This window comes from Trichormus variabilis 0441, from assembly GCF_009856605.1.
Classification (GTDB): domain Bacteria; phylum Cyanobacteriota; class Cyanobacteriia; order Cyanobacteriales; family Nostocaceae; genus Trichormus; species Trichormus variabilis.
The window spans coordinates 5,231,209-5,245,682 of record NZ_CP047242.1 but is presented as its reverse complement, the minus strand read 5'-3'; the positions used below and the strand labels follow the sequence as shown (position 1 = coordinate 5,245,682).

The window sequence follows — 14,474 nt, the reverse complement described above, 5'->3', positions numbered from 1 at the left end:
AAAATTGCGTCGGTCTTACCGTCAAATAACGATTTTACCGACGCTTCTGAATGATAAAATTTCTTCAGGTCCCCATTTTCAACTATACCGATTTAGTTAAGCGACGTAGCAAATGTATTTATTGGGAAATTGAACTATTCGCCCCACGTCTTCCCAATTCTCTTACCAAAGCAATAAGTTCCTTGGTAGGCACATCTTTTTTACAAACATCATCAAAGTTAGAAGTTGTCTTTGTGTCAAGAAAACGTATATCTTCTACTGACGAATAAGCTAGTATTTGTGTGTTGGGAGAAATGGCTTTAATATGACAAGAGGCGCTCCAACCATCCATGACTGGCATTTGTAAGTCTAGAACAATGACATCAGGATGACTGTCTCTTACCATTTCTATCGCTTCTTGACCGTTACTGGCTAAACCGACTACTTGGATATTTTCCTGACTAGAAAAGGCTAATTGTAAGGTTAAACGAGTCAGTTCATGATCGTCAACCACTAGAACCTTTAAGGTAGAGGACTCACAAGAGAACATTAACATTCCCAGGAATAACTAAATACGATATTTTCCATAGTTTATGGGAACAAGTACCAATGATTACTCTATCCTATGGTTGAATAATTTGTGCGTAACCATAAAGATTAATTAGAGTAATTGTGAAAAGTTAATGTTTGCAGGGAAATTCGGTTGATTTAATTGTCTTTATATGCAGGACTTTTTGGTGAATCGATCAGATTTGTAGCGATTCCCGTTGAACGTAACGCCATATTCATGAGAGTTTTCTGTGAGTTAGTTTCTGGACAATTTTCTCCCGGAAGGCGCTGAATGTAACTACCATCAGCTTGTAAATCCCAAGCTTGACGATTATCAGCTAGCAAAATTCCCAATATTTCTTGCAAATCCTTAGCAATATCTGGGTCTTTTATAGGGGTAATTACTTCTACTCGCCGATCTAAGTTACGGCTCATCCAATCTGCACTACCAATAAAAATTTCTTCTTGTCCATTGTTATGGAAGTAATAGATGCGGGAGTGTTCTAAAAAGCGGCCGATAATGCTGATAATGCGAATATTCTCACTGATATCTTTAATACCTGGGCGCAAACAGCAAATGCCTCGAATAATTAAATCAATTTGTACGCCAGCACGGGAAGCTTCGTACAAAGTCGCAATAATTTGTGGATCAACAAGAGAGTTCATTTTGGCAACAATACGACCTGAAAATCCATTCTGTACGTTGGTGATTTCCCGACGTATTAACTCCAAAAAGCGATCGCGCATATTTACAGGCGCAACTAGCAATTCTCGATAAGACTTTTGCCGTGAATAACCAGTCAAGAAATTAAACAAATCTGTAATATCCGCACCCAATTCTTCCCGACAACTAAACAATCCTAAATCTGTATATAGTCTGGCTGTTTTTGGGTTGTAATTGCCAGTTCCAATATGTACATAACGCCGCATCCGGTCTTTTTCTCGTCGCACTACCATCACCGTTTTGCAGTGAGTTTTCAGACCTACTAAGCCATAGACAACGTGAACACCAACTCTTTCTAATCGCCTTGCCCAATAAATATTATTTTCTTCATCAAATCGTGCTTTAAGTTCTACTAGGACTGATACTTGTTTACCATTTTCTGCCGCCGCAATTAAAGCATTAACGATGGGTGAATCGCCGGAAGTACGATACAATGTCATCTTTATTGCTAAGACATTTGGGTCGTGGGCTGCATGGGTGATAAAGCGCACGACTGTGGCAGAAAAAGATTGATAGGGATGGTGTACGAACAAATCTTTTTCTCGAATGACCGAGAAAAAGTCTTTACCTTCCTCTAACTCCAAAACATCAGGATTTAAGTTTGGTTCTCGCAATCGTTGTAGACGCATCGGTACTACAGATTGGCGTGGTGGATCTTTGAGTTCTGGCAACGGCAAAGCCATAAAGGACATCAAATCACGCAGTCCTAACAGACCATCGACTTCGTAGACATCTTGTTCTGTTAGGTCTAGGTCTTGCAGTAACCTGGTGCGGATGAGTTCTGGCGTTTGGGATTGAATTTCAATTCTGACGGGAGAACCACCCATACGCCGTTTTCGCAGTTCTTGTTCTATTGCCAATAACAAGTCATCAGCTTCATCTTCTTCCAGAGTTAGGTCAGCGTCGCGGGTAATGCGGAAGGGATGATATTCTTGGATATTCATCCCTGGAAAGAGGGAATCTAGATTATGAGCGATCGCCTGCTCTAATGGTACACCTACCCAGTTAGCTGCTTGTCCGTTCTCTTGAAATGCTAACTCTGGCGGTAGGGGCAAAAACCGAGGGAGAACGCTGGGAACTTTGACTCTGGCAAAAAATTCTTCTTCTGTCTCTGGGTTCTTGACCACAACAGCCAAATTCAAGCTGAGATTAGAAATGTAGGGAAAGGGATGACTGGGGTCAACGGCTAAGGGTGTCAGAACCGGGAAAATTTGATCTTCAAAATAGTTATCTAGATAACTGCGTTGTTTTTGAGTCAAGTTAATGTAATCCAAAATATGGATACCATGACTAGCTAACAAGGGGCGAATTATTTGTTCAAAATGTTGATGCTGTTTTGTAACTTGGGGTATGAGATTCAGGCGAATATCATTTAATTGTTGTTGGGGTGTGCGTCCATCGGGAGTTAGTTTGCTGACCTTTGCTTCTACCTGTTGTTTTAGAGCTGCCACCCGCACCATGAAAAACTCATCTAAGTTGGAACTAAAAATTGCCAAAAACTTAAGTCTTTCTAATAGTTTTGTGCGTGAGTCGCAAGCTTCATGTAAAACTCGGTTATTAAATTCTAACCAGCTTAACTCCCGGTTAAGATAGTATTGAGGATCGTTTAAATTAATAGAATTAGAGCTTTTTTTTGATTTAGGCATAGCGATCGCAGATTAACCTAATGCAGCCCATTGAAGGGGAGAACAATTCATATCGTAGATGAAATGGGGCATAAAGGTGAAGTATCTGGCTAATAAATATAATTGCCACACTTAAATATTTAAAATTAGGCGTTGTTGCCGAAATAAAATTAAATTTTCCCAAAAGGTAAAGATTTTTATCTTTGCTTTTCCTTATTCATACATCAATTCAACAACACGCAGATTTAAGGATTAGGTAACTTTGGTGCTTCCTGTGCATCTTTAGTGGCTGCGGAAATGGGTAATTGCAGATTTTGGTCGTAGGCAAAATCGTTCTCAATAGTTATAGCTCGTTTGGGCAGGCTATTGCTACGATTGATGTTGCTTTGATTGGGAACCTGTAATGTGTATTGACCAGCCGGAAGACCATCTACACGATAAAGACCAAATTCGTCAGTTGCGCCTGTTCCAACTTTTTTACCTTCAGCATTAACAAGTTCTACCGCTAAACCCGGTACGGGCAGACCTGCACTATCTGTAATGCGTCCAGCAATGCCATATTCAACCCTCATAGGGAAACTCAACTTAGTTACCGCCGCACCCGCAACCTCGGCAATTGTGGTAGTTTTCAGGGGGGTAAGTTCTATGGGTAAGTCTTTGGGAACGACCTCAACTATGTAAACACCCTCTGGCAAATTACCGACAAAGAAGTTACCCTGAGCATTGGTTCTCGCACCACCGATAATCTTACCGTATTTGTCTGTAACTCGGACACTAGACTCGCCTAAATCAAAGCTTTCTTTACTTCCTTCGACAAAAATACGTCCAGAAATCGCTCCCTTATCTTTCCCAAAAGAGTTAAAGTTACCTGGGGAGATTCTACCATCAGAGAATGATAAATCGGATACTAGAGAAATTGTCAGGCGATCATCTCCCCATCCACCAAAATTACTTCTAGCCCTGGAAGGTATAGCTTGATATTCGACTCTAGCAAATAGACCCGGTATCAATTGGGTGCTAGCACCAACAATTGGCCCCACATCGCCATCCCGATAAGCAAGCCCTAACCTCCAACTAAATCCTCTAATATTTCTGGGATAATAATTTACTGTAGCAAGGTAGCGAGCTGGTAGATTACCACCGAAATCACTACCCAAAGATAACTGATAATTATTGTTTAATTTATAACTGAAATCCGTAGCATAGTTATCACCAAAGCTACTAAATGATAATCGAGTTAAAGCATTAGGTTGATATGCCGAATAAAACAGATATTGCCCTTCAGTGTCAGGTCTACCTGTAAAATATAAACTATTAGAGGGACGGAAATAGAAAGTAGGTGCAATGTATTCAGTTGAGTTTGAATCAGATTTGCGACTACGTGCTAAAACTCCCAACCTCAAATTACTATTGAAGCGATAACCTACTTCTAAGCTATGATTATATCTTTCTCTTGAGCCATTATCACTTCTATAACCTTCGGGGAATAGCTGAGAATTAGCATTTATATCTAATCCACCTAACTGAACATCTAAATCTGCATTATAAGCAAGCTTACCAAAAGATGTACCCACGCTACCCGATAAAATCACAGGATTGGCTATACGCCAAATTGCACCTAATTGAGTTTGGAAAGTATTCGGAATTGCTTGTAGTCCAGCTTCAACAGTAAAATTATCTGATAGACCTTGCCTAAATTGATAAAAGCCCACAAGGCTACCAGAATCAGAGGTATTATAATCGTCAGAAAAAGCATTTTGAGCTAAGTTACCACTAAAACCCAAACCCAATAACTGTACATTACCACCTGGAGGTAATAGTAAATCTGAGGTGTTGAGTCTCACAGAGCGAATTTCAATAGGTACACTGAAATTGTTGCGATCGTAAACCAAAACTTCAATTAAATTATTTTGTCCAGCAGGCAAATTTACATCAAAAAATTCGTATCTTCCATCAAATCCTACCTGCTGTTGGGCAATTATTCTACTACCAACTCGCAGTTGCACAAAACTGGCTGGAGGAACTTCGCCTCGAAATGTTTGTACAGAACGAGAACTTCTTGGTATTAACTGATTAGCACTATAACTTTGTCTATAGCGATCTGCGGGTAAATTAGTGTAACCAAATTGTGCGCCCGTTAAAATTTGCCCATTTAATAGGGGATGTACACTTATTTGTTGACGACCTAATTGATAAAGAAATCTACCATTACGTTTATAGAAAAAATATTCAGCTAAGTTGGGAGAATTTTCAAAATTATTATTTAAACGTATACGCCAAGTCCCGCCAGCGAGTCTCCCACCCAACAAACTATAACTCTGGAACCGAGTACCACCAGAATCATTAACAACATTAAGTTCCTGTCTAAAACTAGACAATCCACTTAGCGGTGCTTTAACTTCTGGTTCTAGATCAATTGCTGCATTTCGCGCTTCTCTACTACCTGATAACCAAGGTAACCCAACAATCAAAGCTGCTTCTAAAGACCTCAACTCGATTGTGGTATTGAGTTTTTCTTGTAATAAAGAATCGCTAATATGGGTAATTCCCTGAATTATCTCTAGTTCACTAGACGCTAGTTTCACAGCACCTAGAGGTGTTTTGATTTCTGTAGTATCATCAGTTGTTGTAATGGTTAAGCCTGTAAGTTGAGCAAAGTTTTCTAAAGGTACTAGTAAGGTATTTCCTCGACGTATAACATCTAAACTACCAACTTCTCTACGGTTAATAATTACCCCTAGTAATAAAGTTTCTATACCAGAACTAGAAGTTTCGGTAAAAGTAATTGTATCTGTTGTATTTACTGGTGCTGTGACACCATTATCTTTTTCCGGTTTACCCAAATTTGGTGGAGAAGATTCAGCTTTAGGAGCTTGTTTAATATTGTCAACAGTAGATATTCCTGGGATATTGGTGACGTTATTGTTACTCGTATTACCAACAGGTAGTTCGCTAACTATATGTTGAGTAATGAGTTCCTCACTAAAATGTTCTGTTGTAAAAAGCTGCGGTGAAACACCTGTAGAGAACTCATTGGGAAATGTTTCTAGTTCACTAGGAGTAGCGATCGCATACTTAAATGTATCAGCCGTTTGGCTATGATCATTATCTTGGGGTGTGGGAATAGAACTTACTAACGAATGTGGTGTGATTGGTGGGGGGGAAATTGGGGGGCGATCGTAAAACATAGTTAATTAAACACAAATGTTCCTATAAGCAGCCGAGAAATTTCTTGACTGCAAAGTAGTTGGGGAAGAAAGTAGTTAAATCAATTAAAAAATCGCAGTTGATGTACCAACAAATGCTATCTTGTGCGTCTGGGAATGATGTTACGACGAGACGAATCAGCAGGACTGGTTAAAGGCTTTCGAGGAGTACTCGCTAAAACTGACACACTGAAAGGGATACCTTGATCAATTTTGATCCCATTCAATTCACCGTTAATGTCTAAAACATATTGACCAGGTGTTAGTTTTTGTGGTATTCGGAGAGGGATTTGACGACGAGTATCTGGTAATATGGGGCTTCTAGGTAAGAAACCAGCACTCAAGACATTTTCTGGTAATTTTGTAGTTTTCTTTTCTAAATTGGCAATTTGTTTAGTAGCATTAGCACCTGGATATTTAGCAGCCGGCCAAATAGCATATTGACCAGCCATCCGCACATAGCCATTACCTTGACTAGAAATATCAAAATTTGCTTGTACGGGGCCAGTTTTAGTATCTACAGTAATTTTATTGAGTGAAGCAACTCTCTTGATTTCACCAACATAACCATAGACAGCAACCCCAAAACGTCCAACAACTCTCACATCAGCTACACTTTTAGGACTTGCGTCTCTATCTTCAGAAGGAACTTCTTCTATAAAGATAAAAGCTCGATGTTCTCCGGATTTAGGCTGTACACGGGGACGCACGGAAAATCTGACACTTTGAGCTTTTCCTGGGGGAATAGTAAACCTAACTGGGTTAACTACAATTGATGAAGACAGCGACTGTTCAGAAGTTGGTACGGCTTTAATATTATTTTTTTCGTCGAGTGTCCAATCTTGAGTATAGATTCTAAAAGTCGATGGTTTTTTCCCGTTATTTACTACTTGAAAAGATTGAGTACTAGACCTTCTTTGGTCAAGCTTTAACTCAAAGCGTGGAGGGCTAACACCAATAGAAATAGCTGAAGTAGAATTACAAGCTAAAGCAACTGCGCTCGCTGTTGCTAAGATACTCAGCCCAACATTTCTTAGTGTTTTAGTTAGCTTTATCTGCTTGTTCATCATTAATAATAAATAGATTAATTGTTTAAAATTCTGTAATTGTTAACTGCAAACTACCAGAATGAATACCGGATTTTGTTACTTGTGATAAGTCTAAAGTAAAAGTTGCTCCTCCTTGGACTATCACCCTATCCAGTGTTGCACCTTGTCCGATAACAATGGGTGCTAGAGGGTCAATATCTACTATAATTACGGAGCTTCCTTGTGTAAGTGAAAAATTACCAGAAGGGGTGTATTGTACCTGTAAACTATTAAGGTTATTACTATCTATTTGGAACTGCCAGAGATTATTAATTGTCTTGCTAATTTGTGTATTAACTAAGAACGGGTTAGATGTATTTAAGGAAGTTTCACCTATCACTCCATGACCACTTAAATTCACAGTTCGACCATCTGGCACAATATCTTCTTGGCTAATTTCTAGTATTTCATTTTCAATGACAATACAGCCGTCATTAGTACTTGTACAAGTTGGATTAGCAGATGCTATACCCGCAGTACAGATTTGATAGAGAGCCAGAATAATCGTTGTTATGCCGAGACAATACCGGTGCTGCATCAAATTATTCATTCAGCAATTATTTCAATCAGATAACTAAAAAATATGGCAATTGATTACGGACAGAGCAGAAATAATTAAACTTTATAACTCATGGCTTAGATTCAGAGTCACTAAGTCTGAGTACGTGAATCTACAAGTGTCTTAGATGGACTACGCTTGTTTATGTGTGCGGACTGTCAGCTCTATGGGTTAGGGCGTAGATACACATGAAAACTATTTACCTAACACAAAAATTTTGCTCTGAGCCGATATCAATTGCCATTATCGACTCTATTCTGGGAAACTAAATGCAGATATCTTAGTTAGCTGTAGCTGTGACAGTAATAGTCCCGCCTGTGTGCAAACCAGATTCGGTGGTGGCAGAAAAGTCGAACTCAAAGCTTACGTCTCCTGTCAGAGCGTTAGCATAATCTAAACCAGGAGCAGAATCAGTAGAGGAAGCTAGAGTAGGTGTGAAGGAAACTGTACTGTTGCCGCTAGTTGAATCCAAGGCAACAGCAGTGCCACTATTGGCAATCCCATGTACGATATTACCAGTGCTAGTAATACCCCAAGTCTTGTACAGGGTAATAGGGTTAGTAATTGTTACAATGCCGTTAGCAACGGTGGCACTTGCACCACCGTTGAGGGCATTATCAACTGTGCCTGCGGCATCAAAAGTACCATTTACAGTCTGGATAACTCCATTAGTATAGCCAGGTGCTAAATCTGTAGGTTGTACGTCATAGGTGAGAGTATCATAGGTTTCCAAAAAGATAATTTCTGGAACGTTGGCTTGGATGTCTACATCGGCGGTGGCTGCCTTAGCGGGTGCGGAAAAGAAATTGCTAACTAAAGCTACTGTACCCAATGTTAAAGATGCTAAAGAATATATCTTTTTCATGGTCGTGTAGGTATAACTTGTGTGGTTTTTTGCTACGCCTGAACAAGCGCAAAAACAATTTAGCCCGTTGTATATTTAAGCAACATCAGAAATTTTACTGAAAGTATTTAAATTTACTATATTCATGATAAGTAATAGTACTTATTTCTTTTTTCTTACTCAGTCGATTTACGGTTAAAGCAAAACAGATGGAAATCGTCTGCAAAAGCAATTTTAAAGTATGAATAAGCTCGTAGTAAGGACTTTAGTCCTTATTTTGGGAACCAAAATCTTTACCACAAAATCTGCATATAGGAATCATCTTTAATTTTTGAACAGATAAATAATAATCCAGTAGTAGCGTGGCAAGCCTTAAATGTTACACTGGGATTATCTTCCAGTGTGGGCATCTTGCCGACACAAGACGGGCTAGAAGCCCATCCCACAAGAGCTATATTTTTCCACTACTTTAGCCTTGACACTCCACTACAGGAATTTTATTTATACTTTATAAATAACCTTTCATACGTTTAAGTAAATGCAGTGAAATCACTGACAGTAATATTACTGCTGACAACTCCATTTAAGATACCTATTAATTCATTGGTACTAGTGATTCTAATTAAAGTATTATTAATATCTACACCCGTACCTTGAGTGATGGTTAATTGTCCAAAGGTCAAACCACCTGCTAAACCAATCAAGTCTTGACCGTCTACAAAGTCTTTGATTATATCTGTTCCACCCTTTGCTTGTAGAACAAATAGGTCATTACCACTACCACCAACTAAAATATCATTACCCAATCCACCAATGAGAATATCATTACCATCTCCACCCCGGAGGATGTCATTACCACTTAAACCATCAATTGTGTCGTTACCTCCTTGACCATTAATAACATCGTTAGAACCATTGAGACCAACGTAGTAGTTATCAAGGTCATTCAGGAAAGTGACAGCATTATTTTTAAAGTTGGTTCTGTCGGTTTGGGTAGCAGTGTAAACATCATAGACATCTTGAATAGTGTTACCGTCTCCTTCAAACAGAATGTTGCCTATCTTCGGCTGACTGAGGAGCGGTTCCCGGAAGTTATTCAGGTTTTGCATCTGAAAATTCTGCAAAATGACCTTGGTATTAGCCACACCCTCGAAGGTAATTTCTAAATTAGCACCATTTTGGGTGAGGAGCATATTTTGAGCAGTCATACCAGCGCCTTGAAATTTCAAGAGATCCATTTCTGCTCGGATACTGGAGGATGGATTAAAGCGAGTACCTGCACCACCAAAATCAGTGATGGTATCTGTTCCGTCTCCTGCATTAAGGATGAACTGATCATTACCACCACCACCTATGAGGATGTCATCTCCCTTTAATCCTGTGATGATGTCGTTACCGGCTAAACCGTCTATATAGTCTTCAGAGTCATCACCTTGTAGAGTATCGTTGCCGTTTGTACCAAAAGTACCAAATGATAAAGAAAAGTCATCAATGGCTAGACCATGATCACTACCTGTATGGTCGATGTCGCGCCAACGTAGCCAGATTTCTTGGCCTGGTGCTAGATTCAGACCACTGATTTTACCGGATATAGAAGTACGGTTAGCTGCTGCATTACCATCTAGAGCCGTTGCAGTACCACCAGTTACTGGACTGGTAAAGTCAAGGTTATTAGCATCTATCCAAGTACCGCCAGTGATACTAGTAGCACCGACTTGATACTGAAAATCTACTGTCTGAGCGCCTGCACCGCTATTACGCCATTGTTCACCGACATAACTGATTTTAAGAAAATCGAGGGTGATGTTTGTATTATTAACTAAGCGGACACCCCAGAAAAAACTTCCGGCGCTGGAGCCACTTGAACCGATGGAACCTAAGGCGCGATCGGTGCTACCTACAGTACCAAAACTGTATAAGTTTCCAGTACTAGTGCTGCCATTAGTTGTAGAAATTTGGGTTCCAGTACCAGTACGAGCTGTGTACCATCCATTAATAGTGCTGTCATTAACCCAAGTGGCGTTACCTGAAGTACGTAAGGTATTAAAGTTTTCAGTATAAACATTATTATTGAGGATGCTAGAAAGTTGGATTGCTGACATAGTAAAACCTGGGATATTGTTGTTTTTGGTTAGTCAATTTATTTACAGAAAATCTCATTGATTGTGTATTTAAATTCATAGATAGATTAATTTACTGTAAGTATGCCTTCAATAAATTTTGAGTCATCAAAACTTCTTGAGGAAAGTTCACAGCCATTATCTAAATATTGGAGCTAACAAGATTAACTTACCCATGAATAAGGGCTAAACTCATCCTTTAAATAATTAGTTGATAAAATTTGAATGAATAAACAGTAAAATGATAGAAAATAAAGTTAGATATAAATTTGAATTGGCAGTTCAGGTGGTGAAGTATTAAAACTTATTGAACAATAAAAAATAGCCTAATTTGATATTTAGCTCATTTACTATATTCTTACCTACTAGTCTCCGTCCTCAGCATATTTACTTAAGTGATAGTGAGGAAAAACTTGGTTTAAATATTACTTACATCAGTTAATATTCTTTACTGCATTGCTTTAACAAGAATTTAGCACTTAACAAAGATTTAGTTCTTTTACATTAGGCAAATGTTTCAAGCTACTCGTCGTCGTCTGGCTATTTGGTACACTGCGGTAACTGCGGTATTGTTGCTGTTGTTTGCCAGTGGTGTGTATTTATATGTCCGTAGTACATTGGTGGAACGGATTGACGATACTCTTAGTCATGTGGTGGAAATTGTAGAGCGATCGCTGGTCATTGAACCAGTGAACGGTGAGCCTGAGAAGCTACGCATTAACGTAGAAGCCAGTTTTCGCAACAATGCCAATACTGTAGAAGATGATCATATTGATCTAGAGTGGTTTAGTCCTACTGGTGACTTAATCTGGTCAACTTTTTCTGAACCTTTAAATATTCCTATTCACAGTAACCGCACAGGTGAAACTGTTCACGTTTTTAAGCAAGACAGATGGACAAACTCAAAAACGCAAAACTCAGCACTCACCAATCAAGATTCAGGACTATTATTGCGACAAGTTACACAACGAGTGGAATTTGGACGGCAAGTTTTGGGATATCTGCGTGTGAGTCATCCTTGGTTTGAAGTGACTAAACCGAGTCGCCAGTTAATTTTTGATTTGGCGCTGGGAACTGGGTTAATGGTGATTTCTGTTGCCGCCAGTGGGTGGTTTCTCTCAGGTAAAGCAATGGAACCAGTTGGTGAATCTTACCAACGTCTCAAGCAATTTACTGCGGATGCTTCCCATGAACTCAGAAGTCCCATCACTTTGATTCAAACTAATGTCCAAGTTGCTTTAGCTGATTTAGAGTTGACTGAAACTGAAGCCGCTACATCTTCCAATTATCGCCAACAATTAAAGGTAGTGGAACGGTTAACCCAGCGTTTGGGTAAGTTAGTTAATGACTTATTATTTCTAGCACGTCAGGACAGTGGTGTAAGCAGAGATGGTTTTTCATCTTGTCCCCTTGATGCTTTACTGATGGATGTGGTGGAAGAACAACAGCTTGTAGCTACAGAAAAAGCAATTACTCTGAATTTGCACTTAATTGATCCTGCTGATTCTGAAACTAGTCCTGAATTACTAGAACATTGGTTCACACTGGTGGGGAATTGGGATCAACTGGTGCGATTATTCACTAATTTAATTGGTAATGCTTTGCACTATACACCCCCAGGTGGGGCGGTGAATGTGGAATTGGTGCGTGTAGATAGAGTTCGCTATAATACATCGCAGTTACAAATTAAGGTGAGTGATACGGGAATTGGTATTCCGGCTGAAGCATTACCGCGATTATTTGATCGTTTTTATCGAGTTGATCCTGCACGCACTCATAAGAGTGGGAATGTAGGTAAAGATAATGCTACAGGTTCAGGATTGGGACTAGCGATCGCGCAAGCTATTGTGGAACATCACCACGGTAACATTCAAGTCGAAAGCACTGTAGGTAACGGTACTACTTTTATTGTCACTTTACCCATAACTCTAGAGTCTTAATTTGATAATTGATATTTGTTTCCTGTGACAGATGAATTTTATTAAATTTACATACTAATTTATTTATTAAAGCCTGCATTTTTTAGCCATAAATATTGCAGCCAGCAGTTGAATGATTAAGAATTTGTCATTTAATATGCTATTTTTTGCTGGCGAAAATGCAGGTATAAGAAAACTTTTGGAGGTCTTGATGACAACTTCCATTCCAGAAAAAAATATACCTTTTTTAGAAAAAGTAAGAACAGAAAGCGGCTTGGGTGATATTTATGATGCCAGAGATATAACTGAAGTAGTCTTTCGTGTCATGCGTGATTTGATGACTACAGAAGCTGCGGACAGAGTAGAAGCAGAACTACATGAACCTGCGGAAGAAAGTGATGATAAATCGCTGCAAATGGAAATTGCAGATTTGTGGCATGATACCAATCCTCTTGTCGGCTTCTTGAGTCGGGTACGTCCACCCTGGCAAGGCCCTGGAATTTTTAAAATCGATAGCGATCGCTTCCTATTCCGGGTGGCTAATGAGGGGGGAATGCCGCCAAATGTAGATAGGGAACAAGTAGTTAAAGCTGTGTTTTCTGCTACAAAAGATGAATTATCATCAGAGCGAATTGAAGAAATTGCTAATTGGTTACCTGATAAAGTTCGTCAAATTTGGGAAGAAGCTTAACTGAAGTCTGGCATCTTCTTAATAACTATGTGGTGGGCAATGCCCACCCTACGGATAATTAAATTTCCAAGAAAATTAATCTGATTGATCTAGAAATGTTTTTATTATTAGTAATGTGATTTATTTATATTCATCATCCTAAAGATAGAGGTTGATATACACAATTTTTGTCCACATTTTCAATCCCAAAGCTAGAGAAAGACGAAAAGAATAGCTGGTAGATTGAGAATGCTGCTTTCGTAGTAGAGATTTATTTAATTGATTTAAATAAAAAATCGTCCTATTTGCTAAAACTCAAATTTTTAGGAGTAAATCATGAGCATAAACTTTTCCAACTTTCGCAAGTCTGCTGAATTATTGAGTGCAATTTGTGGAGGGTTGCTGATGGGTATAGTAGCAATTCCTCAAGCAGTGCTGTCACAACAGCCAGTTCAGCAACCTACTATCCAGCCCAATTCTAAAGTTAATCCTTGTCCAAGAATTTTTTATGAGCAACCACACAATGATCGGGTTGCAGTCCCTCAGGGTTGCCCTCCTAATGCTTTCACTCAAAGGCTTATAGATCAGGGATTGCTTCCACAAAGCAGCGTTCCTGCTACGCCAAACGCTGAGCAAATAAGAATGGGTGTCGGTGGCGAAACAAGTTCAGTACTAAACCCTAACCCCAGGATTTTTAGTGAAGCCCCCTATGGTCGTTCTCAACGCAGTTTACAAACTGAAGGCGGAAACACACAGCCAGGTGTTCAAGGATCACAGCAGACCCCAGCGCCTGGTGTAGGACAATCTACTGTGCCAGTTAGTCCCCTACCCTCACCAGGTCAACAACAAAGTCCTAGCACCCGTATTTCTCTGGCGAGTGGTAGAGTAAACGTGAGATTAGTTAATGATAGCGGTGCTAATGTCACTTATCAGGTAATTGGAGACACAGCACCGCGATCGCTCCAAGGTAAATCCGATGTCACACTCCGAGATTTAACAGCACCCGTCACTGTCACATTTCAACGGGAAGACGGTGGATTGCTAGAAGCAACTCCTCAGGCTTCCCCACAATCAGGTGTTTTGGAGGTGAGATTGAGAGAAACAACTGATGTTGGTCAAGATCGAAGCGCGTTGAGAATTGAAAATAACGGTTCAGTGTTTTTGAACTAGTCAGTCGTCAATTGTCAGTTG

Annotated in this window: 10 protein-coding genes; 3 read left to right on the top strand and 7 right to left on the bottom strand. The window is 39.5% G+C overall.

From position 1 onward, the window contains the following. Positions 1-118: 118 nt before the first annotated feature. From GSQ19_RS21640 to GSQ19_RS30310, 7 genes are all read right to left on the bottom strand, one after another. Positions 119-535 carry a response regulator gene (locus GSQ19_RS21640; RefSeq protein ID WP_041456259.1) on the bottom strand — a complete coding sequence of 139 codons (417 nt, stop codon included), beginning with the start codon at positions 533-535 and terminating at the stop codon, positions 119-121. Positions 536-687: 152 nt separating this feature from the next. Next, complete coding sequence (gene ppk1, locus GSQ19_RS21635) at positions 688-2,898, bottom strand: polyphosphate kinase 1 (RefSeq protein WP_011319898.1); 2,211 nt, start codon at positions 2,896-2,898, stop codon at positions 688-690. A gap of 224 nt (positions 2,899-3,122) precedes the next feature. Continuing rightward, positions 3,123-6,065, bottom strand: coding sequence for a carboxypeptidase regulatory-like domain-containing protein (locus tag GSQ19_RS21630; RefSeq protein ID WP_011319897.1), 2,943 nt, complete (start codon positions 6,063-6,065; stop codon positions 3,123-3,125). A gap of 116 nt (positions 6,066-6,181) precedes the next feature. Further along, positions 6,182-7,153 carry a fimbrial biogenesis chaperone gene (locus GSQ19_RS21625; protein ID WP_011319896.1) on the bottom strand — a complete coding sequence of 324 codons (972 nt, stop codon included), beginning with the start codon at positions 7,151-7,153 and terminating at the stop codon, positions 6,182-6,184. A gap of 22 nt (positions 7,154-7,175) precedes the next feature. Then, on the bottom strand, positions 7,176-7,709 hold the full coding sequence (locus GSQ19_RS21620) for a hypothetical protein (protein ID WP_153228442.1): 534 nt from the start codon (positions 7,707-7,709) through the stop codon (positions 7,176-7,178). A gap of 301 nt (positions 7,710-8,010) precedes the next feature. Continuing rightward, on the bottom strand, positions 8,011-8,595 hold the full coding sequence (locus tag GSQ19_RS21615; RefSeq protein WP_011319894.1) for a hypothetical protein: 585 nt from the start codon (positions 8,593-8,595) through the stop codon (positions 8,011-8,013). Between the two features lie 509 nt (positions 8,596-9,104). After that, positions 9,105-10,676 carry a calcium-binding protein gene (locus tag GSQ19_RS30310; protein ID WP_011319893.1) on the bottom strand — a complete coding sequence of 524 codons (1,572 nt, stop codon included), beginning with the start codon at positions 10,674-10,676 and terminating at the stop codon, positions 9,105-9,107. Between the two features lie 530 nt (positions 10,677-11,206). Here GSQ19_RS30310 and GSQ19_RS21605 point away from each other — a divergent pair. From GSQ19_RS21605 to GSQ19_RS21595, 3 genes are all read left to right on the top strand, one after another. Then, positions 11,207-12,634 (top strand): sensor histidine kinase, encoded by a 1,428-nt coding sequence (locus GSQ19_RS21605; protein WP_011319892.1) that lies wholly within the window; start codon positions 11,207-11,209, stop codon positions 12,632-12,634. A gap of 190 nt (positions 12,635-12,824) precedes the next feature. Then, positions 12,825-13,304: a DUF2267 domain-containing protein gene (locus tag GSQ19_RS21600; protein WP_011319891.1), complete on the top strand. Its 480-nt coding sequence runs from the start codon at positions 12,825-12,827 to the stop codon at positions 13,302-13,304. Positions 13,305-13,619: 315 nt separating this feature from the next. After that, the gene (locus GSQ19_RS21595) at positions 13,620-14,453 is read left to right on the top strand and encodes a hypothetical protein (RefSeq protein ID WP_011319890.1); all 834 of its coding nucleotides are present in this window, start codon (positions 13,620-13,622) and stop codon (positions 14,451-14,453) included. The last annotated feature ends 21 nt before the right edge of the window (positions 14,454-14,474 follow it).